29 protein-coding genes are annotated in these 26967 nt (G+C 68.2%); 11 read left to right on the forward strand and 18 right to left on the reverse strand.

The genetic code is table 11. The features are described from left to right. A partial coding sequence (locus DQP56_RS02040; protein ID WP_205868777.1) for an enoyl-CoA hydratase-related protein occupies positions 1-440 on the forward strand: 440 nt, incomplete at its 5' end. 59 nt (positions 441-499) lie between these two features. After that, on the forward strand, positions 500-1099 hold the full coding sequence (locus tag DQP56_RS02045; RefSeq protein ID WP_112683346.1) for a DUF1707 SHOCT-like domain-containing protein: 600 nt from the start codon (positions 500-502) through the stop codon (positions 1097-1099). Positions 1100-1118: 19 nt separating this feature from the next. On the opposite strand, the gene DQP56_RS02050 is transcribed toward DQP56_RS02045, so the two are convergent. Beyond that, entirely contained in the window at positions 1119-1760 is a 642-nt protein-coding gene (locus tag DQP56_RS02050; protein ID WP_112683347.1) for a TetR/AcrR family transcriptional regulator, read from the reverse strand. Positions 1761-1830: 70 nt separating this feature from the next. On the opposite strand from DQP56_RS02050, the gene DQP56_RS02055 reads away from it, so the two are divergent. From DQP56_RS02055 to DQP56_RS02080, 7 genes are all read left to right on the forward strand, one after another. After that, entirely contained in the window at positions 1831-2745 is a 915-nt protein-coding gene (locus DQP56_RS02055; RefSeq protein ID WP_112683348.1) for an oxygenase MpaB family protein, read from the forward strand. Between the two features lie 75 nt (positions 2746-2820). Next, positions 2821-3138, forward strand: a complete 318-nt coding sequence (locus tag DQP56_RS02060; RefSeq protein WP_112683349.1) for a DUF2563 family protein — start codon at positions 2821-2823, stop codon at positions 3136-3138. Further along, entirely contained in the window at positions 3135-3533 is a 399-nt protein-coding gene (locus DQP56_RS25525) for a putative alpha/beta hydrolase (RefSeq protein ID WP_286167690.1), read from the forward strand. The genes DQP56_RS02060 and DQP56_RS25525 overlap by 4 nt, the downstream gene beginning before the upstream one ends. After that, a complete protein-coding gene (locus DQP56_RS25720; protein ID WP_165824863.1) occupies positions 3530-3673 on the forward strand; it encodes a glycine zipper domain-containing protein in 144 nt (47 codons plus the stop codon). The genes DQP56_RS25525 and DQP56_RS25720 overlap by 4 nt, the downstream gene beginning before the upstream one ends. A 69-nt stretch (positions 3674-3742) precedes the next feature. Then, positions 3743-3979: a hypothetical protein gene (locus DQP56_RS02070; protein WP_112683350.1), complete on the forward strand. Its 237-nt coding sequence runs from the start codon at positions 3743-3745 to the stop codon at positions 3977-3979. Positions 3980-3998: 19 nt separating this feature from the next. Next, positions 3999-4505 (forward strand): LpqN/LpqT family lipoprotein, encoded by a 507-nt coding sequence (locus DQP56_RS02075; protein WP_112683351.1) that lies wholly within the window; start codon positions 3999-4001, stop codon positions 4503-4505. 27 nt (positions 4506-4532) lie between these two features. Next, a complete protein-coding gene (locus DQP56_RS02080) occupies positions 4533-5150 on the forward strand; it encodes a class I SAM-dependent methyltransferase (protein ID WP_112683352.1) in 618 nt (205 codons plus the stop codon). Here the strand turns inward: DQP56_RS02080 and mnhG are convergent. The 8 genes from mnhG to DQP56_RS02120 all read right to left on the reverse strand — a co-directional run bounded on the left by mnhG (position 5135) and on the right by DQP56_RS02120 (position 13160). Next, complete coding sequence (mnhG, locus tag DQP56_RS02085) at positions 5135-5485, reverse strand: monovalent cation/H(+) antiporter subunit G (RefSeq protein WP_112683353.1); 351 nt, start codon at positions 5483-5485, stop codon at positions 5135-5137. The genes DQP56_RS02080 and mnhG overlap by 16 nt on opposite strands. Next, positions 5482-5763 (reverse strand): monovalent cation/H+ antiporter complex subunit F, encoded by a 282-nt coding sequence (locus tag DQP56_RS02090; protein ID WP_112683354.1) that lies wholly within the window; start codon positions 5761-5763, stop codon positions 5482-5484. Before DQP56_RS02090 ends, mnhG begins: the two co-directional genes overlap by 4 nt. Next, the gene (locus DQP56_RS02095; RefSeq protein ID WP_112683355.1) at positions 5760-6287 is read right to left on the reverse strand and encodes a Na+/H+ antiporter subunit E; all 528 of its coding nucleotides are present in this window, start codon (positions 6285-6287) and stop codon (positions 5760-5762) included. Before DQP56_RS02095 ends, DQP56_RS02090 begins: the two co-directional genes overlap by 4 nt. Next, positions 6284-7882, reverse strand: a complete 1599-nt coding sequence (locus tag DQP56_RS02100; protein WP_112683356.1) for a Na+/H+ antiporter subunit D — start codon at positions 7880-7882, stop codon at positions 6284-6286. Before DQP56_RS02100 ends, DQP56_RS02095 begins: the two co-directional genes overlap by 4 nt. Further along, the gene (locus tag DQP56_RS02105; RefSeq protein ID WP_112683357.1) at positions 7879-8328 is read right to left on the reverse strand and encodes a Na(+)/H(+) antiporter subunit C; all 450 of its coding nucleotides are present in this window, start codon (positions 8326-8328) and stop codon (positions 7879-7881) included. Before DQP56_RS02105 ends, DQP56_RS02100 begins: the two co-directional genes overlap by 4 nt. Then, positions 8325-11225, reverse strand: a complete 2901-nt coding sequence (locus DQP56_RS02110) for a Na+/H+ antiporter subunit A (protein WP_112683358.1) — start codon at positions 11223-11225, stop codon at positions 8325-8327. Before DQP56_RS02110 ends, DQP56_RS02105 begins: the two co-directional genes overlap by 4 nt. 265 nt (positions 11226-11490) lie before the next feature. After that, on the reverse strand, positions 11491-12144 hold the full coding sequence (locus DQP56_RS02115) for a response regulator transcription factor (protein ID WP_112683359.1): 654 nt from the start codon (positions 12142-12144) through the stop codon (positions 11491-11493). Next, positions 12144-13160, reverse strand: a complete 1017-nt coding sequence (locus DQP56_RS02120) for a sensor histidine kinase (RefSeq protein WP_112683360.1) — start codon at positions 13158-13160, stop codon at positions 12144-12146. The genes DQP56_RS02115 and DQP56_RS02120 overlap by 1 nt, the downstream gene beginning before the upstream one ends. A gap of 341 nt (positions 13161-13501) precedes the next feature. Between DQP56_RS02120 and DQP56_RS25530 the strand changes: the two genes are divergently transcribed. Then, positions 13502-14875, forward strand: coding sequence for a PPE family protein, SVP subgroup (locus DQP56_RS25530; RefSeq protein ID WP_112683361.1), 1374 nt, complete (start codon positions 13502-13504; stop codon positions 14873-14875). On the opposite strand, the gene DQP56_RS02130 is transcribed toward DQP56_RS25530, so the two are convergent. After that, positions 14876-16867, reverse strand: a complete 1992-nt coding sequence (locus DQP56_RS02130) for a vWA domain-containing protein (protein ID WP_112683362.1) — start codon at positions 16865-16867, stop codon at positions 14876-14878. It abuts the gene before it with no gap. After that, positions 16860-18248, reverse strand: a complete 1389-nt coding sequence (locus DQP56_RS02135; RefSeq protein WP_112683458.1) for a sigma 54-interacting transcriptional regulator — start codon at positions 18246-18248, stop codon at positions 16860-16862. Before DQP56_RS02135 ends, DQP56_RS02130 begins: the two co-directional genes overlap by 8 nt. 91 nt (positions 18249-18339) lie before the next feature. Here DQP56_RS02135 and DQP56_RS02140 point away from each other — a divergent pair, with 91 nt between their 5' ends. Next, positions 18340-19377, forward strand: coding sequence for an alpha/beta hydrolase (locus tag DQP56_RS02140; protein WP_112683363.1), 1038 nt, complete (start codon positions 18340-18342; stop codon positions 19375-19377). Here the strand turns inward: DQP56_RS02140 and DQP56_RS02145 are convergent. From DQP56_RS02145 to DQP56_RS02175, 7 genes are read right to left on the reverse strand one after another with little or no spacing between them, the layout of a single operon-like run. Beyond that, positions 19357-19944, reverse strand: coding sequence for a TetR/AcrR family transcriptional regulator (locus DQP56_RS02145; RefSeq protein WP_112683364.1), 588 nt, complete (start codon positions 19942-19944; stop codon positions 19357-19359). The two genes, DQP56_RS02140 and DQP56_RS02145, sit on opposite strands and share 21 nt — an antisense overlap. A gap of 2 nt (positions 19945-19946) precedes the next feature. Continuing rightward, positions 19947-21722, reverse strand: a complete 1776-nt coding sequence (locus tag DQP56_RS02150; protein WP_112683365.1) for an N-acyl-D-amino-acid deacylase family protein — start codon at positions 21720-21722, stop codon at positions 19947-19949. A gap of 59 nt (positions 21723-21781) precedes the next feature. Further along, positions 21782-23347, reverse strand: a complete 1566-nt coding sequence (gene purH, locus DQP56_RS02155) for a bifunctional phosphoribosylaminoimidazolecarboxamide formyltransferase/IMP cyclohydrolase (RefSeq protein WP_112683366.1) — start codon at positions 23345-23347, stop codon at positions 21782-21784. Then, on the reverse strand, positions 23344-23970 hold the full coding sequence (purN, locus tag DQP56_RS02160; RefSeq protein WP_112683367.1) for a phosphoribosylglycinamide formyltransferase: 627 nt from the start codon (positions 23968-23970) through the stop codon (positions 23344-23346). Before purN ends, purH begins: the two co-directional genes overlap by 4 nt. A gap of 34 nt (positions 23971-24004) precedes the next feature. After that, positions 24005-24448, reverse strand: coding sequence for a hypothetical protein (locus DQP56_RS02165; protein ID WP_112683368.1), 444 nt, complete (start codon positions 24446-24448; stop codon positions 24005-24007). 48 nt (positions 24449-24496) lie between these two features. Beyond that, the gene (locus tag DQP56_RS02170; RefSeq protein ID WP_112683459.1) at positions 24497-25957 is read right to left on the reverse strand and encodes a cell division protein PerM; all 1461 of its coding nucleotides are present in this window, start codon (positions 25955-25957) and stop codon (positions 24497-24499) included. Between the two features lie 45 nt (positions 25958-26002). After that, entirely contained in the window at positions 26003-26893 is an 891-nt protein-coding gene (locus tag DQP56_RS02175; RefSeq protein ID WP_112683369.1) for a DUF5336 domain-containing protein, read from the reverse strand. Positions 26894-26967: the final 74 nt, after the last annotated feature.

The raw sequence follows: 26967 nt of genomic DNA on the forward strand, positions 1-26967 counted from the left end.
GCGGCATGGGGCTGGTCGGCGCGTGCGATATCGCGGTCGCCGGACCGGCCAGCACCTTCGCGCTGACCGAGGCGCGGATCGGCGTGGCGCCGTCGATCATCTCGCTGACGCTGCTGCCGAAGCTGTCGGCCCGGGCAGCGGCGCGCTACTACCTGACAGGGGAGAAATTCGGCGCGGCCGAAGCCGCGGAGATCGGGCTGATCACGCTGGCCGCCGAGGATGTGGAGGCGACCGTCGCGGGCCTGGTCGCCGATCTGCGGCTCGGATCTCCGCAGGGGCTGGCGGCCTCCAAGGCGCTGACCACCGCGGCGGTCCTGGCCGGGTTCGACCGGGACGCCGAACGGCTCAGCGTCGCCTCAGCGCGGATGTTCGTCTCCGAGGAGGCCCGCGAAGGCATGCTGGCCTTCCTGCAGAAGCGTCCCCCCAGCTGGGCCGGCTGACACCCACTTTGGGGCAACCCTGCTCGTGGCAAATCAGTTCGTCGTAGGCTGTCTAGCCAATGAGAAACTCAGCCCCGCGAAGCGACGAGACCCACGGCACGCCCTCGCGTGCCGCGGACACCGACCGGATCCAGCTGGCGCAGCTGCTCGGTGACGCCGCTGCGCAGGGCCAACTGCCGATGAGCGAGTATGAGGACCGGCTGGCCAAGGCCTATGCAGCGCAGACCTACGACGAGCTCGACCGGCTGCGTGCCGACCTTCCGGGTTCGTCGGTGTGCCCGCACCGCGGCGGCGACTGCAAACCCGCGCCCTCCACACTGCTGCTGGCGATCATGAGCTCATTCGAGCGGCGCGGGCGGTGGAACGTACCCAAACGGCTGACCACGTTCTCGCTGTGGGGCGGCGGCGTCGTCGACCTGCGTTACGCCGACTTCACCGCACCCGACGTCGAGATCAACGCCTACTCGATCATGGGCGGGCAGACCATTCTGTTGCCGCCGGAAGTCAACGTCGACATCCAGGGGCATGGCGTCATGGGCGGCTTCGACCAGCGTGTCGAGGGCCGGGGCACACCGGGCGCCCCGACGGTGCGCATCCGCGGCTTCGCACTGTGGGGCGGAGTGGGCATCAAGCGCAAACAGCGCAAGTCCCGCAGCTGAGGGTGCTAGGGCCTGCCGATCACGGCTGGTCGCGGTAGAGCGCCGGGTCGTCGAGCTGGCCCAGTAGCGCGGTCAGCTGGTCTACGAGCTGATCGGGCTGCAGGTGTATGTCACCGGCCAGCCAGGCGCCGATCGTCTGGGCTACCCCGCCGACCACGAAATGGGCGGCCGCCTTGATCCGGTCGTTGCCCGGCACCCGGAGCACGTTTTCGACGTGGCGGCCGGACAGCATTGCGAACAGCGCACTCGACTGCGCCCGTTTACGCACCAGCAACGCGTTGGTCAGCCGGGTGCTGAACAAGATCCTGCCGACGCGGGCGTCTCCGGCGATGGCCGCCACCAGGTGGGCCATGCCGGCGCGCGTCTGTTCGGCGGGGGGCGCCGCGGCCACGGCGTCCTGGGTGCTGGCAGCCAGGTCATTGACCACCCACTCGAAGACGGCCGCGACGAACTCGTCCTTGTCGGTGAAACTCTCGTAGAAATAGCGGGACGCCACCCCCGCCCGGCGGCACACCGCACGAACGGTCAATGCGGGCATCTCCCGGCCCCCGAGCAGATCGAGCCCGGCGACCAGCAGCCGTTCCCGGCGTTCGGCCAACCGGTCTGCGGCCCGCACCCCCCGGTACGGGCGCTCCGGCGCAACACTTCCCACACCCACCATGTTGACAGCGGGCCCCGGGCTCGGCAATATCAGGAAACCAATGTTCTCACAATTGCGAGGGGTGTAAGCCATGACGATCAGCGAACCGATCCCGTTGGTGGAGCGTTCGGTGAGCGATTCGACGAGCACACAACCCGCACCTCAGCGGCGGTCGTTGCTGCCGCAGATCTCCTGCACCGACAACATGATGATGGGTGTGGCGCTGCTGGCCGGGCCCGCCAACGTGATCATGCAACTCGCGCGTCCCGGCGTGGGTTACGGCGTGCTGGAGAGCCGCGTCGAAAGCGGGCGCGTCGACCTGCATCCGATCAAGCGGGCTCGCACCACGTTCACCTATCTGGTCGTCGCCACCCAGGGCAGCGACCAGCAGAAGGCCGCGTTCCGCGAGGCGGTCAACAGTGCGCACCGCCAGGTTCGCTCGACGGCCGACAGTCCGGTGAAGTACAACGCCTTCGACCGCGATCTGCAGCTGTGGGTGGGCGCCTGCCTGTACAAGGGCAACGTCGACGTGCACCGCATTTTCCTCGGTGAGATGGACGATGAGCACGCCGACCGGCATTACCACAACGAGGGCAAGGCGATGGCCACCATGCTCCAGGTGCCCGAGGACATGTGGCCGCCCGATCGGGCCGCCTTCGACCGGTATTGGCAGGAGCAACTGGACAAGGTGCACATCGACGACACCGTCCGCGAATATCTACTGCCCATCGCGGCCAGCCGGTTACGCGGCCTGACGCTGCCGGGACCGCTACAGCGGGCCAACGAACGGCTCGCCCTGTTGATCACCACCGGATTCCTGCCGCAGCGCTTTCGCGACGAGATGCAGCTGCCATGGGACGCCGACAAGCAGCGTCAGTTCGACCGGTTGATGAGCGTGATTCGAGGGGTCAACAACCTGCTGCCGAAGTTCCTGCGCGGCTTTCCGTTCAACGTGCTGCTGTGGGATGTCGACCGCCGTATCCGCACCGGTCGCCCGCTGGTGTAGCAGCCGGGTGAATTGACGCCTGCCCACCGCTCGCTACGCTTTTGCAGAGTCGGTGCAGCAGGAAGGCGGTAGGTGATGCACGTCGACCCTCATGCGTTGCGCACCGGGGCCAATGTGTCCGATGACGCCGGTGGCCACGCCCGCAACGGTGCGCAGCGGCTGGGATCCGCCGGGGTGACCGCAGGCATTTTCGGCGACTTCGACGAGGCACACAGCTTCCACACCGCGCTGGGCACCGCCAAGGACGGCCACCGCGATGCGCTGCACGATCACCACCAGAACCTCACCGGCATCGCCGAGAACGTGCGCACCGCCGCAACGGCCTTCACCCGCATGGACAATCACAACGCCGAGCAACTGCGAAACGTCGCCGGGCCCGGCATCGGGCGGTGAGCCGCCCGAGCCTGCAACACCTGCAGATCGCCGAGCTGATCGCTCATGCCGGCGGTGACCCGTGGGCAGTTGATGACAGCCTGCAGGCCGGCAGCCCCACCCAGATCGACTTCCTGGCCCAGGCGTTCCACCAGGCCGCCGGCTCGGCCACCGCCGCCGAGCAGACCTTCCAGACCGCCCAACACCACTTCGAGCAGTACAACCGCGAGAGCGGCGAACAGCCCATCAACGCCGGCGCCGAAGTGCAGCGGGTCAAAGACGGCCTGCACGCCACCAACGCCCAGCTCGGCCAGATCGCGGCCGATCTGGAGACCATCGCCGCCGCGCTGACCCAGGCCCGCGCGGCCTCGCAGGCCAATATGACGCGGAAGCGGGGGCCTGGCTCGGGACCATGATCGCCCCGGGGCCCGGAACCGTCATCGGCGCCGGCGTCGGAGCGGTGGTCGGCGGCGTGATTGGCAGCGACATCGGGAAGAAGATGGGCGAAGACAGTTCGGATGTGTCCCATAGGGTTTGGCGAAGCCTCTTCGGCTGAGCTTGTCCACAGGTAAGGAGGTCGACTATCAGTAAAGCGAACGGCTTCATCGGGGTCGCCCTGCTGGTCATGCTTTTCATCGGGATTCCGGTGGACCCTCATAAGGACGCAAGGTCGAAGTGGCTCTACTGGGTCGTCGGGCCGATGGTGTCCGCCACATTCCTGGCGATTGCGTTCTACAGCTCGATGAAGAACTCCGAGACGACGGACCTGATCGGTGCGGTCGTCGCCGGGGCGATCTTTTCCTACCTCAGCTTCGGCGGCGTATATCTCCGCAAGGTCTACGGGCCTGGCTCTCGTTCTTGACGTACCGAAAGGACCTGGCATGGAACCCGCCGCCCAGCCTCCGGGCGAGGGATCGATCACCTTGGATCCCCGCGACCCCGACGAACCCACGATCACCCTCCCCCGGCCGCCGGGCTGGGAGTTCATGCCCAGCAACGACTCACCGCCGCTTCGCGGCGTGCTCTACAACCAGGAGCTGCGCCGGCATGGCTTCACCCCGAACGCGGTGGTGACGTGCGAGGAACTGACCGGCCCGGTCGGACTGCCGTCGCAGGCCTTGGCCAAGGAGCGCGCCGCGGTCACCGACATCGTCGGTGAACTCGACACCGACGTCCCCGGAACGAAGTCGGGTTTTGCCAGCAGAACGATCACCTACAACCTGCAGGGCCGGCCCGCGACCGGCTTGATCGTCGCGGTGCAGAACGCCAAGGACCGGATCTGGGCGATCACCATCACCATCCAGACCACCGACGCCGACAACCCGCACTACATCGCCGCCAAGCAGGCCATCCTCGATTCGCTGGAAGTCCGCCTGCCCGACCGGTAACACAGCGGCCCTGCCAGAATGGCACACATGGTCGAGCCGAGCCTCTGGATGCAAAAGGTCGCCGCCGATCCCGGGCACTCGCAGTGGTATATCGAGCGCTTCCGTCAAATGGCCCGCGCCGGTAACGACCTGGCCGGCGAAGCACGGTTCATCGACGCGATGGCCTCCCGTGGCGCTCGCATTCTCGATGCCGGCTGCGGCCCGGGCCGGGTGGCCGGCCTGTTGTCCGCGGCCGGTCACGACGTGGTGGGTGTCGACGTCGACCCGGAGCTCATCGAGGCCGCCGAACACGATCATCCGGGCCCGCGCTACCTGGTCGGTGACCTGGCTGAACTCGACCTGCCCGCCCGCGGCATCCCCGAACCGTTCGACGTGATCGTGTCAGCCGGCAATGTCATGACGTTCGTGGCACCGAGCACCCGCGTCGAGATATTGCGCCGGCTGTGCAACCACTGCGCCGAGGACGGACGGACCGTGATCGGTTTCGGCGCCGACCGGGACTATGAGTTCGACCAGTTCCTCGACGACGCGGCGACCGCCGGATTCGTGGTCGATCTGCTGCTGGGCACCTGGGATCTGCGGCCTTTCACCGGCGATTCCGACTTTCTGGTCGCGGTGCTGCGCCCGGGTCAGCGCGAAGCCTGATCCTCCTCGTCGGTGAGCTCGACCAACTGGTCGACGGCCAGCACCTCGGTCATGTCCTGCTCCTGGTAGGCCAGTCGGCCCACCCGGTGGGCGACGACGGGCGCGGTGATCAGGGTGAAGATGATGCTCACGGTCACCATCCCGGCGTCGTGGCTGCCGCGTAGCCGGATCAATGCGGCGATCAGCACCAGTATCAGTCCCAGTACCTGCGGTTTGGTGGCCGAGTGCATCCGGGCCAGGGTGTCCGGGAAGCGCACCACGCCGATCGCCGCGGTCAGCGCCAGTATCGCCCCGGCGAGACCGAGCACGCTGGCGAACAGGTCGAGGACGATCATGGCTGCCTCCCTGAATCCAGCGGCGTGTCCGGCACCCGGAAGCGGGCCACACTGACCGATCCGATGAAGCCGACCAGGGCCAGCGCCGCCAGGCTGTAGGTCACGGTGGTGTCCCGGGTGACCGCAGCCCAAATACCGATGCCGCACATCGTCATCGCGGCCAGGGTGTCCAGCGCCACCAGTCGGTCCAGCGTGCTGGGCCCGGCCAGTAGCCGATACATGGTGATGACCGCGGCGAACCCCAGCAGAACGCCAGCGGTGCCCCAGATCACGGTCATGCGCTTCCTCCCACCGGCTGCCACTCGGAGTCGCGTTCAAAGGCGGCGATCAACAGTCGCTCCACCTGCGCGGCCTGGTGATAAAACCGCTCGACTGAACGCGCATTTCCGACATCGATCACGTGGCAATACAGGATGCGACGCACCTGGTCGATCTCCAGCACGATGGATCCGGGAATCAGCGTGGTGATGCTGGACGCCAGCACCAGCACCAGATCGGATTTGAGGGTCAGCGGCACCCGCAGCACCCCGGTCTGCGGCGGCGGGCCGGGTTTGATTGCCAGCCACATCAACTGGACACTCGAGGCCACCAGATACCAGCCGAACAGTCCCAGCAGCTTGAGCACCGACCACGGGTGCACCTTGCCCTGCACCGGTACCGGCGGCAACGGCAGCAGCACCATGATGGCCACGGCGACCACCCCCCCGAGGACGATGTTGGGGACGGTGAAGCGGCCCCACAGCAGCGTCCAGACGATGGCTAGGGCGCACACCGCAAAGACCCGCAGTGCGATCGACCTCACGGCACACCTCCGCTCAATACGGCCGAGATGTACTCGCCACGGTCGAGTACCTCGGCTGCGGCGCGTTCGGTGTAGCCGAAGATCGGGCCGGCCAGCACGGTGAAGGTCAGCCCCAGCACGATCAACGCGATCGTCGGCACCACCATCCCTAACGGCATCTTCCCGACATCCTCGCGGTCGTCGAAGGCGACCTCGGCGACATCGTCGAGCAGCACCGGTGGTGCGGCCCGCACCAGCTCACCCTCGGGGGCGTCGCTGCGCAGGCGCCAGAACGCCTTGCTCCACACCCGCGCCAGCACATACAGCGTCAGCAGACTGGTCACCACCGCACCGCCCACCAGGAACCAGGCCAGCACCGACCCATCGTCGACACCGGCCTGCAGCACCGCCGTTTTGCCGATGAAGCCCGAAAAAGGCGGAATGCCCCCAAGATTGAACGCCGGGACCAAGAACATGAATGCCAGCACCGGGTTGGCGACCAAGCCGCCGAGCCGCTTCAGCGACGACGCCCCACCCTGCCGTTCGATCAGTCCGGCCGCCAAGAACAATGTCGTCATCACGATAATGTGGTGCATCACGTAGAAGATGGCGCCGGTCATGCCCAACTTGCTCGACAGCGCCACCCCGAACACCATGAAGCCGATATGGCTGACCAACGTGAATGACAAGATCCGCTTGATGTCGCTCTGCGCGATGGCGCCGAAGATACCGATCAGCATGGTGAGCAGCGCCCCGACCAGCAGCACCGAGTCCAAACCACCGTCGGGAAACAGCAGCGAATGCGCCCGGATGATCGCGTAGACACCGACCTTGGTCAGGATGCCGGCGAACACGGCGGTGATCGGGGCGGGTGCGGTGGGGTAGGAATCGGGCAACCAGGCCGACAGCGGGAAAACGGCGGCTTTGATGCCGAACGCCACCAGCAACACCGCGAATACCGCACTGCGGGTGCCGTCGGGCATGCCGTTGGTGCGGGTAGCCAGCTCAGCCAGGTTCAGGGTGCCGGTCGCGGCATAGACCAGAGCGATACCGAGCAGGAAGATCAACGACGACACCATCGACACCATCACGTAGCCGATACCGGCCCGGATCCGTTCGGCGCTGGCACCGATGGTCAGCAACACGAAGCTTGCGGCCAACAGCATCTCGAAGCCGACGAAGAGGTTGAACAGGTCACCGGCAAGAAACGCCAGGGAGACACCGGCGGACAGGGTCAGATACGTGGGCAGGAAGATCGACACCGGCTGGCGGTCGTCACCGTCGCGGACCCCCTGGCCGATGGCGTAGATGATCACCGCCAGCAGCACCACCGCCGACACGATCAGCATCAGCGCCGATAACCGATCGACCACCAAGGTGATGCCGAGCGGCCCGAGGGCGCCCTCGGTCGGACCCCAGCCGCCGACGTGCAACGCCAAGGTGCCCTGCCGGTCGGAGAGAAACAGCAACGCAGCGGTCACCGCGACGTCCCCCGCCAGCACACCGATGGTGATCGGTTGTTGCAACCTGGGTCGCCGGCCGACGATGAGGGTCAGCGCAGCGCCCAGCGTGGGCAATAGCACCGGAAGCGGGAGCAGGACAGTAGCGATACTCACCGGGACACCCCACTTTCGGTGACGGCGTCCAATTCGCCGGGCGCAACCGGCTCACTGTCGTCGGCTTCGGCGGCGATGATCTCCTCGTCGGAGAGCTGGGACAGCCGGGTCGCCTCTTCGTCGTCGCCGATGTCGTCTTCGGTGGTCAGGTGGTAGGAGCGGTAGATCAGCGCCAGCACGAAGGCGCCGATGCCCATGGTGATGACGATGGCCGTCAGCACCATGGCCTGGGCCAGCGGGTCCGCGTCGGTCTCCATGCCCTCGGTGCTGTTGTAGATCGGTGGGCTGCCCCCCGGCCCGGACACATCGATGATCAGCAGATTGATGGCATTGCCGACCATCATCAAGCCCAGCAGCGCTCGGGTGAGGTTGCGCTCCAGCAGCATGTACACCCCGCAGGCGGTGAGCCCGGCGGCCATCAGCAACGGAACCAGATGTGCGGTCATGGCGCCCTCACCACCGAGCGCTGCGCGGGTCGTTGCAGCTCGGCCACCTCATCCAGCCGGGCGCCGAGACTGCGCAGCACGTCGAGCACCATGCCGACCACGACCAGATACACCCCCACATCGAAGAACAACGAACTCACCAGTTTCACCTGACCCAGGACCGGCAGGGTGAAGGTAAACGCCGCGGAAGACAGCACCGGCGCACCGACGAACAGCGACGCCAGGGCGGTGCCCCCGACCAGGCTCAGGCCGACGCCCAGGATCTTTCCGGAGTCCAGCGGCAGCGTCTCGCCGAGTTCGTATCGCCCGCCCGCCACATAGCGCAGCGCCAGTGCCAGTCCGGCGGCCAACCCGCCGGCGAAGCCTCCGCCCGGGTTGTTGTGCCCGCCGAACAGGAAATAGACCGAAACCACCATGATCAGCGGGAAGATGATCCGGCTCGCGACCTCCAACACCAGCGATCGCTGATCGGGGTCGTAGTAGGCACTGCCGCGCAGCCAGGTGGTGGACCCGACCGCGGGGCTGTAGGGGGTGGCGATTCCCGGGTCCATCCGATGGGCATCGGCATCGGCGGGCCGTGGCGCACGGCCGAATCGGCGGGTGCGGAACACCATCGAGGCCACGCCGGTGGCGGCCACCAGCAACACCGAGATCTCCCCGAGGGTGTCCCAGGCCCGGATATCGACCAGGATCACGTTGACCGTGTTGGCGCCATAGCCGCGAAGATAGGCTGCCTCGGGCAGCAGGCCGGCGACACCCTCGCCGGTACGGGCTGCCATCGCGAAGGCCCCGAACACAGCGACGCTGGCGCCGACCATGATGGACAGCACCGCACGCGACAGCCGGTTCGTCGCCATCGTGGGGCGCGCGGTCTCCGCCGGCAGCGTCCGCAGCACCAGCACGAAGATCACCACGGTGACGGTCTCGACGAGCAACTGGGTCAATGCCAGGTCGGGCGCGCCGTGGAATGCGAACGCCACGGCGCAGCCGTACCCGGTGACCCCGACCATCAGCACCGCAGACAGCCGGTTGCGAGCCAGGGTCGCGCCGACTCCGCCTGCCACCACCAGCACGGCCAAGGTGAGCTGCAACGGGGTATCCCACAGTTGCAGATCGATCCGGTCACGCGCGCCCAGCATCAGCGCGCCCAGCGGCAGCACCACGAGCGTCACAAAAATGACCGCTTGGTTGAACGGCAGCGAACCGCGCTGGGTGACCGCGGTCAGCCGGACCGCAGCCACATCGAGCAGCCGGATGAAGTCGTCGTACATCTCGTCGGCCTTGCCCAGCGGAAGTCGGCGCAGCCGGGTGAGGCCCAGCGGGCCGCGCGCGGCGAAGACACCGAAGCCCGCCAGCAGCACCGTCGCCGAGAGCAGTACCGGCAGCCCTGCGCCGTGCCACAACGCAAGGTGGTAGCCGGAGCCGTCGGGCAGCGTGTCGGCGTAGCCGTGCAACACCGTGTCCAACCCGATCGACCACAATCCGAGCGCCAGGCTGGTGGCGGCCAGCACCGCGGGGGCCGCCAAGAACGCCGCAGTCGGTCGGTGCATTTCGGCGACATGGGTACTGGGTTCTGGCAGGCCCTTGTCGGCGAAGCCGCCCCAGACGAACCGCGCGCTGTAGATCACGGTGAACACCGAGGCCAGCACCGCGGCACCCAATACGTACGGGCTGGAAGAGCCCAACGCCGGGGCGTCGACCTCGGTCCCGAAAATCGTCTCCTTGGCGATGAACCCCACGAACGGCGGTACCCCGGCCATGCTGGCGGCCGCAGCCGCGGCAACCACGAACAGTCCGGGAGCGCGGCGGCCCAAGCCGGCCAGCTCCCGCAGGTCGCGGGTGCCGGTGGCGTGGTCGATGATCCCCACCACCATGAATAGCGTCGCTTTGGCGGCTGCGTGGGCACACATGGCGGTCAGGCCGGCCAACATCAGGTCGCCGCCACCGGCACCAACCAGCGTGATGATCAGCCCCAACTGGCTGACGGTGCTGTAGGCCAGCAGCAGCTTCAGGTCGTATTCGCGGATGGCACGCCAGCCGGCGAGCAGGGCGGTGGCCAGGCCCAACACCAACACCGTCGGCCGCCATCCCGGTGAGTCGGCGAACGCCGGCGTCAGCCGCGCCACCAGATAGATCCCGGCCTTGACCATCGCCGCGGCGTGCAGGTAGGCGCTGACCGGCGTCGGCGCGGCCATCGCGCCCGGCAGCCAGAAATGCAACGGGATGATCGCCGACTTGCTGAGCGCCCCGACCAGGACCAACAGCACGCCGACGGTGACCACCGTGCCCGACAGCGGACGGACCACCAGCTCCGACAGCAGATAGGTACCCGCCGTCTCGCCCAGCATGATGACGCCGACCAGCATCGCCAGCCCACCCCCGGTGGTCACCACCAACGCCTGGATGGCAGCGCGGCGGTTGACGGCACGTTCGGCGTAGTGGCCGATCAGCAGGAACGACAACACCGTGGTCAGTTCCCAGAACACGTACAGCACCAGCATGTTATCGGCGACCATCAGCCCGAACATGGATCCGGCGAATCCGACCATCTTCGCGGCGAAGCTGGGCAGCCGCGGATCGAGGTCACAGTGGGGGCTGACGGGGCGGAAGTACTCGGCGCAGTAGAACAGCACCAGGGCACCGATCCCCAATGCCAGCACGCTCATGATCGCGGCCAGCGAGTCGAAGCGAAGGTCGATGTCCATCGACAGCCCGGGCACCCACGACACCGTCGTTCGGTGATCGTCGGCCGGGTCGGTGGGCCAGTTCGCCACCACCCACACCAGCGATACCAACGGGATCGCTCCCAGCGGATAGAACGCCGCCCGTCCCCAGCTGCGCACCATCAGCGGCGCCAAAGCCGTGCCGACTGTATGGGCAAGCAGTATCGCTAGCATCACGCTCCACGGGACAAATTGATCCCGGCAACGGAATCAGTTCTGGTACGACACGTTGGACACATTGAGCGGCGCCGGGCGGCACCGCAGGCGGCCGCGGCAGCGACAGGCGCGTCGAGTCCAGTTCAAACGTACCCTGAATCGCCTGCCTCGGCTCAATCCAGTTTCTGCGGCCACACCGTCGAGCGCCATGGAATACGACCCCCATTCGGTGCGGGTCCGGACCCCCACGGCGACGACCGGCGGCGTCTGGCTGCGCCCGCCACTAGGCCTCGATCAGGCCGGCTCGGATCGCATAACGGGTGAGCGCCAAGCGGTCACGCAAGCCGAGCTTCTGCAGCGTGTTCGTCCGGTGGCGGTCGACTGTCTTGGCGCTGATACCGAGTGTTTTCGCGATCTCGCGCGCCGACAAACCCTCGGCGATCAGCTTCAGCACCTCCTCCTCACGCGGCGTGAGGATGTTGTCCGGCAAGTCAGCGCCCTGCCGTGACCGGTGCAGATAGTCCCGGATCAGTGCGGTCACCGCCCCGGCGTACAGAAACGGTTCGCCGCGCATCGTCGCCCGGCAGGCCTCGAGCAGGTCGCGGTCGGCGACAGATTTCAGCACGTAGCCCGATGCCCCCGCCTTGAGCGCTTCGAAGAAGTACTGCTCATTGTCGTGCATCGACAGCATCAGCACCCGGACATGGGGATGGCTGCGGTTGATCTCGCGCGCGGCCTGCAGCCCGGTCATCCGGGGCATCGCGATATCAAGGATCGCGAGATCGACCGGCGTGTTCTGCAGCGCCGCCAGCGCCTCGGATCCGTCAGCCGCTTCGGCCACCACGCGCAGGTCGGGCTCGGCATCCAGGATCATCCGTAGCCCGCTGCGCACCAGGGCGTGGTCGTCGGCGAGCATGATGCGGGCCGGGGGTGCCATTACCGGCCTCCGTCGCTCAGTCGGGCCGGCACCGTCAGCCGGACTTCGGTTCCCTCGTTGCTCGGCGAGGTGATCGTCAGGGTGGCCTGCACCAGCAGGGCGCGTTCTCGCATTCCGGTGATTCCAGCGCCTTCTGCACTCAGGCCGCCCTTGCCGTTGTCGGCGATTCGCAGCGTCAGCTTTGATGCGGCGTCGATGTGCAGGTCCAGCCATGCTTTCTGCGCTCCGGAATGGCGGGCGATGTTGGTCAGGCTCTCCTGGGCGACGCGATAGCAGACCAGGCTGACGTCGGGACTCACCTGATCGGCGTGCGAGCTGATCTGTTTGACGACGTCGATGCCGGTCGCCTGGGTGAATTGGTTGCACAGGGCTTGCAGTGCGCTGCGCAGCCCGAGGTCTTCCAGCGCGTCCGGGCGCAGCCGGCGGGCGATGCTGCGCACTTCGTCGAGACTGGCCCGCACGATTTCTTGGGCGTCCCCGAGATCACCGCGAATCTCCGCGGGCGCGGCGTCCACCGCCCGCTTGAGCGTGAGCAGCGCGACGGTGAGGGTTTGGCCGATCTGGTCGTGCAACTCCCGGGCGATCCGCTGCCGCTCGTTCTCCTGCACGGTCAGCACCGACGCGTTCGACGAGGCCCGCTCCGTTTCCAGCCGGTCGAGCATGGCGTTGAAGGATTCGATGAGGTGATGCAGGTCGCCGGCACCCGGGTCGTGTACGCGGTCACTGGGGTGGGGCGGATCGACTCGCCGCATTGACGCGGCGAGCCGATCCAGGGGGGCAAGACTCGATCGCAACAGCAGTGCGTTGGCGCCCACCACGATGGCCAGCCCGATGACCAGAACCGGGATCTCGGCCGCCTGAATACGCGTCGACACCCTCGCCGGGGACATGGCAAGCACCAGTGTGCCCAGGGTGAAGACCAGACCATTGATCAGCACGACCCGGCGAAACAGCCCACGCGCAGGCGGGCGCGCCCGCTGCCGAAACCTGTCGATGACCGCTGTCCAACGGTGCATGCCACCACCATCGTCTCCGCAGCACCCGGTTGTCCATACGGGTTGCCGCGAAGCCCGAATGGGTGTCAAACACCATGGCGACCGAGCGGTTGCCGCTCGGAGAATGGAATTGCGCCCAGCGCTGCGCGACAATTGACGGAGTGCAGCGACCCGGGTGTCGAGCGCGCCGGCCAGTTCTGAGCGGGTTAGATCGAGGGGATCAGACCGTAGAGTAACCCACATCACCCAGACGACCCAGTAAACGGAGGGATGCAACCGCCATGAATCGCATTACCGGGGCGCATCCACCGGCTACCGGTGAAAGCGTGGTCCGGATGCCGCGCCCTGCCCGGGGCTGAGAAATGGATTTCGCGGCGTTACCACCGGAGGTCAACTCCGGTCTGATGTATGCGGGCGCGGGCCCGGCATCGATGCTGACTGCTGCCACGGCCTGGGACGGGCTGGCCGCCGAACTTCACCTGGCCGCCACGGCCTACGAGTCAGTGGTCACCGAGCTGACGAGCGGACCCTGGCTGGGACCCTCGGCGGCAGCCATGGCGGCCTCGATCACCCCGTTCGTGTCGTGGTTGAACATGACCTCGGTCCAGGCCGAGAAGACCGGCATGCAGGCCAAGGCCGCCGTGGCCGCCTACGAGGCCACCTTCGCCACGGTGGTGCCGCCACCGGCGATCGCGGCCAACCGCGCTGCGTTGATGACGCTGCTGGCCACCAACATCTTGGGCCAGAACGCGGCGGCCATCGCGGCCAACGAGGCCGAATACGCCGCGATGTGGGCCCAGGACGCCGGCGCCATGTACAGCTATGCGTCGTTGTCGGCGACTGCCACCGAGATGGAGCCGTTCCAGCCGCCGCCGCACACCGCCAACCCGGCCGGGCCGCTCAACGGCTCGGAGTCCGCCGGACTCAACTCGGCCGCCAACACGGCCCAGACGCTGCCGTCAAAGCTGGCCTCGGCGCTGCCGGGCTCATCCGATGCCGGCTCGCAGTTTCCGGCCATGCTGGCGCAGGCCGACGTGCCGACCGGGCCCTTCGACTGGCTGGGCATCATCGCCGACGAGACCGCTCTCGGCATCGCCCTGCCGCTGTCGATTCTCGGCGTCTGGCTGGCGGGCGCCGCGATGTACTTCGCGGAGCTGGACTCTCGCGAGATCTTCGATACCCAGGACATTCTCCGCGGCGGCCAGCGAAGCATCTTGGAGGCGCTGGGCCAGATCGGCGGTTTCGCGGAGCTGCCCGGCACCGAGAGCCTTCGGGTGCCCCACGCCTCGGTGGTGGCCGCCTTGGCCGAGGGATTCCCCCTCGGAGCGCTATCGGTGCCGATCAGCTGGGCGGAGTTGGCCCCGGAGATCCGTCATGCCAGCTTCTCGACGCCACTCAGCGCTGCCGCTTCACCAACGCCGGCCGGATTGGGGACGGCTTTCGGTCAGATGGCGCTGGCCGGCATGGGGGGCAGCGCGTTGGCCGGCGCCGTCAACCAGAACCGCGGTCAACAGGCCAAGACGCCGGAAGCCGGCAAGGCGGCACCGGCGGCCGCTGCGGACCCGGCGGCAGCGGAGTCGGGCGCGGGCGCCCCGGCGGCCGCAGCGTATTCACCGCCGAGCTCGGTCGTCGAACTGGCAGCCGGGATCCGCGAGCTCGGCGAACTGCACGACGCCGGGTATCTGACCGAGGCGGAGTTCGCCGAACAGAAGCGGCGACTGCTGTCTCGGGGATGATCAGCGGCGCCGTGACCGTAGGTAGTCGCCGACGACGGCCGCGCCCAGCCCGTCGAGTTCGGGCACCACGACCCGGCCCTGGACGCGTCGCGCCACCTGGTCGATGAACCGGGCCAGCCCGGGGTCGTCGCCCAGCCGGAAGATCGTCACCTGCGCACCGAGGCGGGCCACGTCGTCGAACCCCTTGACGGTGTGGGCGATGGTCCGCGGGTGCGGCGGGTAGTCAAAGAACACCGATGCACCGTCGCCGCGAAAATCCTCCAGGTGCGCGGTCGGCTCGCCGTCGGTGACCACCAGCACCACCGGCTGGGCATTCGGGTGCCGACGCAGGTGTCGGCCGGCCAGCGCCAGCGCGTGATGCAGGTTGGTGCCCTGCTCGTAGACGCCCTCCAGGCCGGTCAGCTCGGCGGCGGTCACGGTGCGCGCGTAGCGTCCGAATGCGATGATCTGCAATGCATCCGAACGGAACCGGGTGCTGATCAGGTGGTGCAACGCCAGCGCGGTGCGCTTCATCGGCAGCCAGCGGTTGTCCATCACCATCGAGAACGAAGTGTCCACCAGCAACGCGACGGCCGACTGGGTGCGGGTCTCGGTCTCGGACACCTCGACGTCGTCAACGCTGATCGACAGCCGGCCGCTGGCTGAACCGCCGCCTGAACCGCCGGCGACCTGCCGTAGCACCGCGTTGGTCAGGGTGCGGGTGACGTTCCAGGGCTCGGTGTCACCGAACTGCCACGGCCGCGTGGCCCCGGTCAGTTCACCGGCCGCCCCGGCCCGACGATGGTCACGCTCGCCGCGGCGCCCCGAGAGTTGGCGCGCCACATCGCGCAGCGCCGTCTCGCCGAGCCGGCGCATCGCCTTGGGGGAAAGCCGCCACTGTCCATCGGAGCTGCGATCCAGGAAGCCCTGATTGAGCAGGGCACGTTCCAGCTCGGCCAGCGTCCGCGCATCGACGGCAGCCTGGTCGCCGAGCTGGCGGGCCAGCGCGTCCAGGTCCACGTCGTCCATGCTCGCGCCCGGATAGGCCTGCGACAGTTGCTCGGCCAACTGCTCGAGCTCGGCGATGTCGCTCAAGGCCTGGGCGCCCTCGCCCATGCCGAGCGGGTTGTTGCCGGAGAACTCCGACGAGCCGCTCCAGTCCTCGCCCGGCCGGGCCGCCTGCAAGTGTGCGTCCAGGCGGCCCAGCGCCTGCTGCAGCGCCGGGGAGCCGAACGCCTGCTCGGCCAACGCATCCAGCTCGGCGCGCTGATCGGCGCTCAAGCTGTTGCGGAAGCGTTGCGCAGCGGCGGCCCGCTGGGCCAGCGAATCGAGCAACTCCTCGACGTTCTGCGGGCTCTCCGGGAAGAACTCGCCGTGCTTGGCCATGAAGTCTTGAAAGTCCGCCCTCGTGTCCTCGCCGCGAGAATGCTTGTCCAACAGGTCGTTGAGGTCATCCAGCATGTCGGTGACCCGTTGCCGGTCTTCGTCGGTGGCGCCCTCCAGCGCCTGCTTCATGCCCGCGAAGCGCTGGTCGAGCATCTCGCGGCCGAGCAGATCCTTGATCTTCTCGTAGGACTCCCGGGCCTCGCTGCTGCGCCAGTTGTAGTCGGACAGCTCCTGCACCGCCTTGGCCGGCGACGGCGACAGCGCCTCGATCTGCATTTCGGCGAATCGGGCGTCGTCATCGAGGGCGCGCGCCAGCTCCTTGCGTTCGGCCAGTACGGCTTCGTCGAGCAGTTTTTTGACCTCGGCCAGGGTTCCGTCGAGATTGTTGCGCCGCAACAGTTCCCGGCGGCGCCGTTGCGCCTCGGCGGCCAGCCGGTCGGCACCGGTCATGGTTTTGGTGCCGCGCCGCAGCAGCTCCTGCAGTGCCCGTCGCGGCGACGTCCCCTCCATCACGTCACGGCCGATCTCCTCCAGCGCTTCGGCCAGGTCGACCGGCGGCGCCAACGGGTCCGGCCCACCGGTGTAGGCCGAATACCGGGAAGCCCGAAAGGGATGGCCTTTAGCCATAGACGGTTTCGCCCTCGTCGGAGGTCTTGTCGATGCGTTTGGCCAGATACAGCGCCTCCAGCGCCAATTCCAGGGCCGCGGCACGTTCGCCGTCGGACTCCGCACCCAACCGCTGCGCGATGGCATCGATCACCGGCAGATCCGGCAGCGCCGCCAGCACCGCCTTGGCCGACACCCGCTCCCCCGTCGTCACCGCCGCGTTCTCGACAGCGGCCACCAGCGGCCCGACGTCGATCCCGCCCAGTGCGCGCGATGCGGTGTCGGCAGTGGCCCGGCGCAGCAGGTGTTCCAGCACCGCCTGCTCGCGGCCCTCCTCACCGGATTCGAACTCCAGCTTTCCGCGCAGCACGTCGACGATGGTGCCCAGATCGACCACCCGGGCCACCGGATCGGTCTCGCCCAGCACCGCACCGCGGTGTCGCGCTGCGGCCGCCACGGTCTCGGCGGCCGCGATCGCGAACCGCGCCGAGACGCCCGAGCGCTGATCCACCGAGCGGGACTCGCGCAGGTAGCGGGCGAACCGCGCCAGCACCGCCAGCAGATAGTCGGGCACCTGCGCGCTCAGGTGGGCCTCCTGGGCGATCACGCCGACCTCCGCGTCGAGTTCCAGCGGGTAGTGGGTGCGGATCTCGGCGCCGAACCGGTCCTTGAGCGGGGTGATGATGCGGCCCCGGTTGGTGTAGTCCTCCGGGTTGGCGCTGGCCACCACCAGCACGTCCAGCGGCAGCCGCAGCGTGTAGCCGCGCACCTGGATGTCGCGTTCCTCCATCACGTTGAGCATCGCCACCTGGATGCGCTCGGCGAGATCGGGAAGTTCGTTGACGGCCACGATGCCGCGGTGCGCGCGGGGGATCAGCCCGTAGGCGATGGTCTCGGGATCGCCCAGGCTGCGTCCCTCGGCGACCTTGATCGGGTCGATGTCGCCGACCAGGTCGGCCACGCTGGTGTCCGGGGTGGCCAGCTTCTCGGTGTAACGCTCGCTGCGGTGCCGCCAGGCCACCGGGAGGTCGTCGCCGAGCTCGGCGGCCCGCCGGATCGACTCCGGGGTGATCGGCGAATACGGGTGCTCACCGAGTTCGGCACCGGCGATCACCGGCGTCCACTCGTCGAGCAACCCGGTCAAGGCCCGCAGCAGCCGGGTCTTGCCCTGGCCGCGTTCCCCCAGCAGCACGATGTCGTGGCCGGCGATCAGCGCCCGCTCGAGTTGCGGCAGCACGGTGTCCTCGAATCCGAAGATGCCGGGCCAGACGGTCGCGGCGTCGTCGCCGTCGGCGAGGCGGGCCAGCAGGTTCTCGGCAATCTCCTGCTTGACCCCCCTTTCGCGGTGGCCGGCGGCCCGGAGTTCGCCGAGTGTGGTGGGCAGATCGTGCGGGGTAGTCAGCGCGGTCACCACTCCACGCTACGACGGGCGCGGTGGTCCGTCACGGCGTCCCACGTCATCACGCCGCCAAATACCCGATACCCTGGGTACCGTGAACTCACTGGAATGGCGGGATCGACCGGCTCAGACATACTTCGGTCCGGCATCATGGCAGGCCCGCCTGCTGGCCGTGGGCGCCGCGATCTTCCTGCGGACCTCTATCGCCGTGCTGACGGTCATCGGCATGATCGTCAATCGGATCTGGCCCGCCGGACTGCAGCGGGCGCGCCTCGACCTCATCGACCAACCGATGCGTTACATCCGGGCGCTGCCGGGCACCGAGGTGACGCGGGAGCGCCTGACCGACTGTCCGGCAGAGTGGGTGGTGGCCCCTGCCGCCCGCGACTCGGACCGGGTGATCGTCTACTTCCATGGTTCGGCGCTGGTGACGCTGGGCCTCAATTCGCACCGCCGCTTTGCCAGCAAGCTGTCCGAGGTCACCGGAGCGAAGGTCTTCAATGTCGGCTACCGCTTGGCGCCGCTGGCCGGTGTGGACGAGGCCATCGCTGACGGACTGTGCGCCTACCGCCATGTGCTCGACGCCGGATTCACCGCGGACCGCATTGTGGTGGCGGGGGATTCGGCCGGCGGCCTGATGGCGGTGAACACTGCGCTGACGGCGCGCGACGCGGGGCTGCCGGTACCCGCCGGTCAGGTGCTGATGTCGGCGCTGACGTCGTCGGACATGGAGATCAAACGACAGGCCGCGCGCTCCCACCGAGACCCGTTCTTCCCGTTCATGGCGTTCATGTTCATCTACCGGGTCTTCGCCACCGTCAACGGCACCCGCGAGCTGCCGGTGATGCCCCCGGAAGCGGAGCTGCGCGGGCTGGGCCCGTTTCTGCTGCAAGTCGCCAACAACGAGATGCTGCGCAACGACACCTTCGTGCTGGCCGACAAGCTCACCGCCGCCGGGGTGCCGAACTGGGTACAGGTCTGGGACCGCGCGCTGCACATGTTCCAGCTGACCTTCGACTTCAACCCCGACGCTCGCCGTGCCGTCGCCGAGATCGCAGCCTTCGTCGATTACGTGACGCCCGCAGCACCGGCGGGTGCCGACTCGACGCGCTCAGATACGGCCCTCCAGTAGCGTCAACAGCAGCGGAATCCGATTCGCCTCGATCTCGGGCTGGGGTAACACGGCGCGCACGATCGCCGCACCGTCGAAGGTGTTGGTCAACAGCGCCACCAGATTCGGGAAGAGTTCCGGCGGAAAGGCATCCGCGCCGGGCAGCACCCGGGCGGCTTCGCCGATCTTGGCGCTGTATTCGGTGAGCACATGCTGCAGGGTGGCTCGCAGCTTCTCGTGGGTGCGCGCAGCGATCAGCAGCTCGTAGAGCACCGCGTTGGTGGAATTGGCAGTCAGGTCGCGCAGCACGGTCAGCACCGCCTCCAGCGCCGGCACCTCGGCCGGGATCTCGGCGACTTGCTTGCCGAACCGCTCCAGCTGGCGGCGCAGGACTTCCTGCGCAGTGGCGGCCATGAAGTCGCCCATGGTGTCGAAGTGGCGGAACAACGCCCCATCGGAGACCCCGGCGCGCGCCGCGATCACCTTGGCCGACGCCCGCGCATAGCCGACCTCGGCGATGGTGGCGATGCTGGCGTCCAGCAATCCTGCGACGGTCGCCTCACGGCGCTCCCGTTGGGTACGAGCCATGGTCAGACCGGTTGCAGCTCAGGGGATCCGGCGCGCAAGAAGCGGCCGGATTTCACCGTCGTGCCGTAGCCGTCGCGGAACTGTCCGTTGCGGAACACCACGGTGCCGCCCACGCCGGTCGCCACCACGGCGTCGTCGTTGCGGTTGACCATCCGCGACAGCCCCCCGTAGAACGGCACCTGCTCCTCGTGGTAGCCGTCCACAGCGTCATCCAGGCCGGCCGGGTCGATCACCACGAAGTCCGCACGGTCACCGCGGCGCAGCGTGCCGGCGTCGAGGCCGAACCAGTCGGCGACCTCAGCGGTCAGCCGGTACACCGCCCGCTCGGTGCTCAGGAACGGCCGGCCGGCCGCCTGCGCGTCGCGAACTCGCTTGAGCAGTCGCAGCGAGAAGTTGTAGAAGGCCATGTTGCGCAGGTGGGCACCGGCGTCGGAGAACCCCATGTGGATGGCCGGTTCTTTGGCCAGCATGTCGAGGTACTTCGGCCGGTGGTTGGCCACGATGGTGGTCCAGCGCACGTTGCGTTCACCGTTGTCCACCAACACATCCAGGAAGGCGTCCAACGGGTGCAGCCCGCGTTCGTCGGCGATCTGGCCGAAGCTCTTGCCGATCAGGCTCGCATCCGGGCATTCGACGATCACCGCGTCGTGGAAGTCGCGATGCCACAATGACGGGCCCAGCTTTTTGCGGTCGAAGGATTTGCGAAAGCGGCGACGGTACTCGGTGTCGGCCAGCAACGCGTTGCGCTCCAACTGGTCTCGTAGGTGCAGCGCGGCGGTGCCGGCGCCGAACTCCTCGAAGACCGGCAGATCGATTCCGTCGGAATACAATTCGAACGGCACCGGCAGATGCTGGAAGCGCACCGATGAGCCGAGCACGGCGTTGAGCAGCCGGGTGGCCGGACCCATGACCCGGACGGCGCCCGGTGACGACTTGGCGTCGGCGGAGACCAGCAGACTCATCCGCACGCCGCGCCGGCGGCCGAACATCCCGCTGCTGGTCAAGAAGAAGTTCAGCGCCGTCAGCGGCTTCTTGACGTTGGGGGCGCTCTGCAGCATCCGGCCGCGCTTGCGCAGCACCTTGATCAGCCGCCGGCGCTCCCGCCAGCTGGCGAACGTCGACGGCAGCGCCCGCGACCGGAACCGATCACCGTCGAGTTTGTCGATGGCCGCATCCATGCCCGACATGCCCAGCAGCCCGGCGGCCAGTCCATCGTCGAGCAGCGCGGCCATCTTCTCCAGTTCTGCGTCGGTCGGCACGACACCGTCGGTGGTGGCGCGATCCAAGCCGAGCACCGCGGTCCGCAGGTCCGAATGGCCAAGCATGGAGCCGATATTGGGTCCGAGCGGCAACTCGTCGAGGGCTTGCACGTACTCCGCCGGTGTCGACCAGGTCTTCTTGGACCGCAGCGCATCCAGCACGAATTTGCGCGGCACCGCCTCCACCCGGCTGAACAGGTCGGCGGCGTCCTCGGCGTCGGCGTAGACCGTTGACAGCGAACAGTTGCCCAGCAGCACCGTGGTGACGCCGTGGCGCACGGATTCTCGCAGCCCCGGGTCGAGCAGCACTTCGGCGTCGTAGTGGGTGTGCACGTCGATGAACCCGGGGACCACCCACTTGCCGGCCGCGTCGATCACCTCCGGGCAGGCCGCTTCGTCCAGGTCGCCCGCCACGATGTCGGCGACGACACCGTGGCGAATACCCAGCGTGCGAACCTTGGGTGGGTTGCCCAGGCCGTCGAACCACAGGCCGTTGCGGATGATGAGGTCGTAGGTCACGACGTCTCCTAACTCGGGATTGAGTTAGATAGTGAGCGCCTACAATCTTTTTGTCAAGGCTAGTGCGCGAAGTGCCGCGCCCCGGTCAGATACAGCGTGATCCCGGCCTCGGCGGCCGCCGCGGTCACCTCGTCGTCACGGACGGAGCCGCCCGGGTGCACGATCGCCTTCACGCCGGCCCGGGTCAGCGTCTGCAGCCCGTCGGGGAACGGGAAGAACGCATCGGAGGCGGCCACCGCCCCGGCCACCCGGTCACCGCCGCGCTCCACCGCCAACCGGGCGGCATCGACACGGTTGACCTGGCCCATCCCGACGCCGACGGTGGCGCCGTTCGCGGCGACGACGATCGCGTTGGATTTGACCGCGCGACAGGAGCGCCAGGCGAAGACCAGGTCGGCCATGGTGGCCGGATCCGCGGCAGACCCGGTGGCCAGGGTCCAGTTCACCGGGTTGTCGCCGGCCGCGTCGAGGCCGTCGCGGCTCTGCATCAGCAGTCCGCCGCTGATCTGGCGCCACTCGACACCACCGCGCAGCGGTTCGGAGGCCAGCAGCACCCGGATGTTCTTCTTGCGCGCCAGGATCTCGACCGCGCCCGACTCATAGGCCGGCGCGACGATGACCTCGGTGAAGATGGTGCTCACATACTCCGCCATCTCCGCACTGACCTCGGTGTTCGCCGCGATCACCCCGCCGAACGCGCTCAACGGGTCGCACTCGTGCGCCTTGCGATGGGCGTCGGCCACCGAGACCGACGAGATCGCGATCCCGCACGGGTTGGCGTGCTTGATGATCGCCACGCAGATCTCTTCGTGGTCGAATGCGGCGCGCCAGGCTGCGTCGGCATCGGTGAAGTTGTTGTAGGACATCTCTTTTCCGTGCAGCTGGTCAGCCTGGGCCAGACCCGGCCAGGCGCCACCGTCACAGAAGAGGGCGGCCTGCTGGTGCGGGTTCTCGCCGTAGCGCAGCTGTGCCGCGCGGCGGTAGGTGCGGCCGAACCACTCGGGCATCGGCTGGCGTGGCTGCTCCGGCGCCAGCGTCGACGACATCCAACCGGCAACCGCCACGTCGTACTCGGCGGTGTGGCGAAATGCCAGTGACGCCAGTCGTTTCCGCTCGGGCAGGGTGAACCCGCCGGCATTGACCGCGGCCAGCACACCGTCGTACCCGAGTGGGTCGACCACCACCGCCACGCTGGGGTGATTCTTGGCGGCCGCCCGGATCATCGAGGGCCCGCCGATGTCGATCTGCTCGACGCAGTCATCCATCCCGGCACCGGAATCCACGGTCTCACTGAACGGGTAGAGGTTGACCACCACCAGCTCGAACGGCGCGATGTCGAGTTCGCCCAGCGCCGCGGCATGCTCCGGCTTGCGCAGGTCGGCCAGCAGCCCGGCGTGCACCCGCGGGTGCAGCGTCTTGACCCGGCCGTCGAGCACCTCCGGGAAGCCGGTCAGCTGCTCCACCGGCGTGACCGGAATACCCTTGGCCGCAATCGTCTTCGCGGTGGACCCGGTGGAGACGATATCCACCCCGGCGGCATGCAGTCCGGTGGCGAGGTCGACCAGGCCAGTCTTGTCGTAGACGCTGATCAGCGCCCGCCGAATCGGTCGCTTGCCGTCGGTCATCCTATGGTTGCCTTTCGTCCGGTCCAGGTCACGCCGCCGGTCGCCAGCGCGGCCAGCACGTCCACCAGAAGCTTGCGTTCCACTGTCTTGATGCGTTCATGCAGGGTTTCTTCGTCGTCGTCGTCGAGCACGGCGACCGGTTCCTGGGCCAGCACCGGGCCGGTATCGGTGCCGGCGTCCACCAGATGCACGGTGCAGCCGGTGACCTTCACCCCGTAGGCCAGCGCCTCGGGCACCGCGTGGGCACCGGGGAAGGCGGGCAGCAGCGCCGGGTGCGTGTTGACGGTGCGCCCCAGGAACCGGGTGAGGAAGTGTGACCCCAGGATTTTCATGAAGCCGGCCGAGACCACCAGATCGGGGGCGTGTGCCTCGGTGGCCTCCGCCAGCGCGAGATCCCATGCCGCCCGGTCGGGAAAGTCGGCCATTCGCACGGTGAACACCGGCAACCCGGCCGAACGAGCGACCGCCACGGCACGGCAGTCCCGGTCGGTACCGACGGCCACCACCCGCGCAGGGTAGTCACCGACCGCCGCAGCCAGCAGCGACTCCAGCAGCGATCCGGTCCCCGACGCCAAAACCACCAGCCGGGCCGGAACGCTCGGGGCCACGTGGATCGGTTGCACGTGAAGGAGCCTAGCGTGCAGGCCGACCGGACAATCAGGCCTGTTGCCGGGCTTCGTCCCGGGTGATCCTGAGGGCGGCGGCCACCCCGTCGGTCCAGATCTCCACCTTGTCCCAGATCACGTCGGGATGCCCGGCCGGGTGGATGCCGTGGCTGATCTTCTCCACCCGTCCGCACGCCAGGTCCTGGAAATCCGAGTCGTCCAGCTCCGGGAATTCCTCGTATTCGCTGCACAGCTCGGCTCCCGCCAGCCTGTCGTACAGCGCGCCGGCCAACGGCGTGGTCAGCCCGGCCGGCGCCGGGTGCTCGACCATCTGAAAACCGGCCGCGGCGCCATCCAGCCAGATCATCGCTATGACATCGAGGATCGGGTCGTGCCCGGGCGGCAGCACCAGCCGCGTCAGCAGCTCGGCGCGTGCGCGCGCCAGGCTGTGCAGATTCCGGACACCGACGTCGGCTGCGCTCACGGCATGGGCCATGTCCCTATGCGACCAGGCTGCCGGCCCGGATATAAGGGACCGAAGTCCTCAATTTCTGGTGTCGAATCCGTCGTCGTCGGTGAACATCAGGTCTTCGGGATCTTCCAGCGGCCCGGGCGGCTCGGTCGGCGTCTGCGATTCGAATTGCCGCGGCGCATCGGGCTCGGGCGTCCAGCTCAGCTCGGCGCCGCCGGCCACCTCGTCGGGCTCGAACAGCTCGTCGGGCTCGAACAGCCGGTCGGTTTCCTCGGGATCGACGAACTCGACCTGGGCCGGGGCCGGCTCCGGCGCCGATTCGGGTTCCGAATCCGGTTGCGGGAGGCTGTCGGCGTCTGCGGCGCGGCGCGGAGCCGTCGGCGACATCGGGGGCGTCCCGGCCGTGCCTCGCGCGACCCCGCCGATCATCACGACGGTCAGCGCACCGATCGCGGCGAACCAGCCGAACACCGCCGGCCCGAAGGTGGCCTGATCCACCCCGACGTCGCCGAAGTTGCCCAACCGGCCCCCGCCGGCGAACCCGAGCAGCGCCATCGCCACCGCGGCGATGAACGCGGCGCTCACGACCTTGGCCAAGGCGGGAAGCAACGGCAGCGCCCGGCGCGCACACTGCTGGCCGACCGCGACACCCGAGGCGGCGCCGATGATCAGCAGCGCCACCCAGACCGGACCCAGCGGCGGGGTCGGCGCCGCAGCCAGGATCGGCACCGCCGGGATGTCGCCGCCGAGCACGGTGAACGCGCTGAATAACGCCGGCCCGATGTGCGCGCTCGATCCAACCGCCATCGCTGCGGCGCCGACCACGACATTGGGCACGTACAGCAACGCCAGCAGGGTGAGGCTGAGCTGCCCGAACAACGAATCGGTGATCGCGTAGAGCTCGTGCATGGTTCCCCAGTGCACGACCAGCGAGATGACCGTGACGGCGCCGGCCAGCCCGAACAACGCCAGCATGCCGGCGGCGGCGGCCCGCAGTGAGTCGACCAGCCAGCTCGGCAGCGGCGTCTCGGCCAGCACCCGCCGGCCCATCCGCGATCCCACCCCGATCGCGGCGCCGATCGCATGGACCACCAACACGTGCGTGAAGGCGTTCAGCGCCTGCGGGGTCTGCAACTCGGTGATGACCGACGCGGCATCGTGGATGACCGCCAACGAGATCGCCGCGATCAACAGTGGGCCGCCCAATGCCGATGCCACGATCCAGCGGACAACGAACCAGGAGGCGCCCTCGGAGGTGGCCTGCGCGGTGGTCCGCGCGGTGCCGGCCACCATCAGCAGCACCGGCAGCAGCGGCAACACGCCCAGTTCCCGACCATCGATCGAGATCGGCACCTGATGCACCCCCAGCCACATGCTGGCTATGGCGCCGGATGCCCCGGTCATGTCGCTGTTGGCGATCAGCAACTGCAGTAGCGTCACCGCTGCGATGACCGTCAACGCCACGACGGAGGGACCGAACGCAACCCGCACCAGGTCGCGGGTCGGGTTCGAGGCTGGTTTACCGCCTGCCACCGGTGTCACGCTGCGAGCACGATCGACTCGGCGCGCCGGCGCGCGTCAGGACTGCGCCGGCCCCGACGGGGCGGAGCCGCCCTGCGACTGCTGGCCACCGGTCGAGCCCTGATCCTGCCCGGATCCGCTCTGGCCGCCCGTCGCGGAGCCCTGGCCGCCCGTCGAGGAACCGCCCGAACCACCGCTCGGCGGTGGGCTGAAGCTGGGGAAGCCGGTCGGCGGCGTGGGCGGGCCCTGCTGAGCCGACTGCGCCTGCTGGGGGCCGGAATTGAATCCGCCGGTCGGCGGTGCCGACTGGGCGCCGAAGCCTCCGCTGGACGGCGCGGACGGGTAGTTGCCGTACGACGGGTAGCCGGACTGCTGCGAACCCTGGTGTCCGTAACCCTGCTGGCCGTAGTAGTTGCCGCCCGGCGGCAGCCCGTATTGCGCGTAGGGGTCGTACTTGGGGCGCGGAGCCGGAGCGGTGACGACGCCGGCCTCGAGCAACAGCGATCCGACGGCGGCGACGGCCTGCAGGACGCTGAAGGTCAACACCAGCCAGAGTCCCCAGCCGATCTCGTAGTTCTCGCCCGCCTCGGCGATGGTCGCAATCGCCAGCAACGCTGCCAGCGTGGCGATCGCGGCGACCACAGCGGTATAGACCTTCGTCTTGGGCAGCAGGCCGGCCCCTGCCAACAGCGCCGCCAGCAGCGCCAGCGGAACCGTATGACCGGCGTCGCCGAGGATCAACGGGAATTCACCATCGGTGACGGTCACGATCGGACCGAAATTCCCTAGGTATACACCGAAACCCAACACCACCACGGCGATCTGCAGGTACAGCGGCAACTTGCTCTCGGTGTCGCCGCCGGACTTGGCGAACGACGGGGGCGACTGTCCGTAGGAGCCGGGCGGCTGGGCAGGCTGGAAACCGGGATTCCCGGGCGAGTAGGTCATGACCTCTCCTGTGCTTGTGGGCCGGTGCGGCGGGGCGGCGCGGTTCGATCATCCACGCTAGCGCACTTGCGGCT

The sequence above is a fragment of the Mycolicibacter senuensis genome, from assembly GCF_003284925.1.
GTDB lineage: Bacteria > Actinomycetota > Actinomycetes > Mycobacteriales > Mycobacteriaceae > Mycobacterium > Mycobacterium algericum_A.

Coding starts and splice junctions, on each gene's coding strand:
- DQP56_RS02045 (WP_112683346.1), top strand. CDS start 500: ATGAGAAACTCAGCCCCGCGAAGCGACGAGACCCACGGCACGCCCTCG.
- DQP56_RS02050 (WP_112683347.1), bottom strand. CDS start 1,760: ATGGTGGGTGTGGGAAGTGTTGCGCCGGAGCGCCCGTACCGGGGGGTG.
- DQP56_RS02055 (WP_112683348.1), top strand. CDS start 1,831: ATGACGATCAGCGAACCGATCCCGTTGGTGGAGCGTTCGGTGAGCGAT.
- DQP56_RS02060 (WP_112683349.1), top strand. CDS start 2,821: ATGCACGTCGACCCTCATGCGTTGCGCACCGGGGCCAATGTGTCCGAT.
- DQP56_RS25720 (WP_165824863.1), top strand. CDS start 3,530: ATGATCGCCCCGGGGCCCGGAACCGTCATCGGCGCCGGCGTCGGAGCG.
- DQP56_RS02070 (WP_112683350.1), top strand. CDS start 3,743: ATGCTTTTCATCGGGATTCCGGTGGACCCTCATAAGGACGCAAGGTCG.
- DQP56_RS02075 (WP_112683351.1), top strand. CDS start 3,999: ATGGAACCCGCCGCCCAGCCTCCGGGCGAGGGATCGATCACCTTGGAT.
- DQP56_RS02080 (WP_112683352.1), top strand. CDS start 4,533: ATGGTCGAGCCGAGCCTCTGGATGCAAAAGGTCGCCGCCGATCCCGGG.
- mnhG (WP_112683353.1), bottom strand. CDS start 5,485: ATGATCGTCCTCGACCTGTTCGCCAGCGTGCTCGGTCTCGCCGGGGCG.
- DQP56_RS02090 (WP_112683354.1), bottom strand. CDS start 5,763: ATGACCGTGATCTGGGGCACCGCTGGCGTTCTGCTGGGGTTCGCCGCG.
- DQP56_RS02105 (WP_112683357.1), bottom strand. CDS start 8,328: ATGACCGCACATCTGGTTCCGTTGCTGATGGCCGCCGGGCTCACCGCC.
- DQP56_RS02110 (WP_112683358.1), bottom strand. CDS start 11,225: ATGCTAGCGATACTGCTTGCCCATACAGTCGGCACGGCTTTGGCGCCG.
- DQP56_RS02115 (WP_112683359.1), bottom strand. CDS start 12,144: ATGGCACCCCCGGCCCGCATCATGCTCGCCGACGACCACGCCCTGGTG.
- DQP56_RS02120 (WP_112683360.1), bottom strand. CDS start 13,160: ATGCACCGTTGGACAGCGGTCATCGACAGGTTTCGGCAGCGGGCGCGC.
- DQP56_RS25530 (WP_112683361.1), top strand. CDS start 13,502: ATGGATTTCGCGGCGTTACCACCGGAGGTCAACTCCGGTCTGATGTAT.
- DQP56_RS02130 (WP_112683362.1), bottom strand. CDS start 16,867: ATGGCTAAAGGCCATCCCTTTCGGGCTTCCCGGTATTCGGCCTACACC.
- DQP56_RS02145 (WP_112683364.1), bottom strand. CDS start 19,944: ATGGCTCGTACCCAACGGGAGCGCCGTGAGGCGACCGTCGCAGGATTG.
- purH (WP_112683366.1), bottom strand. CDS start 23,347: ATGACCGACGGCAAGCGACCGATTCGGCGGGCGCTGATCAGCGTCTAC.
- DQP56_RS02165 (WP_112683368.1), bottom strand. CDS start 24,448: ATGGCCCATGCCGTGAGCGCAGCCGACGTCGGTGTCCGGAATCTGCAC.
- DQP56_RS02175 (WP_112683369.1), bottom strand. CDS start 26,893: ATGACCTACTCGCCCGGGAATCCCGGTTTCCAGCCTGCCCAGCCGCCC.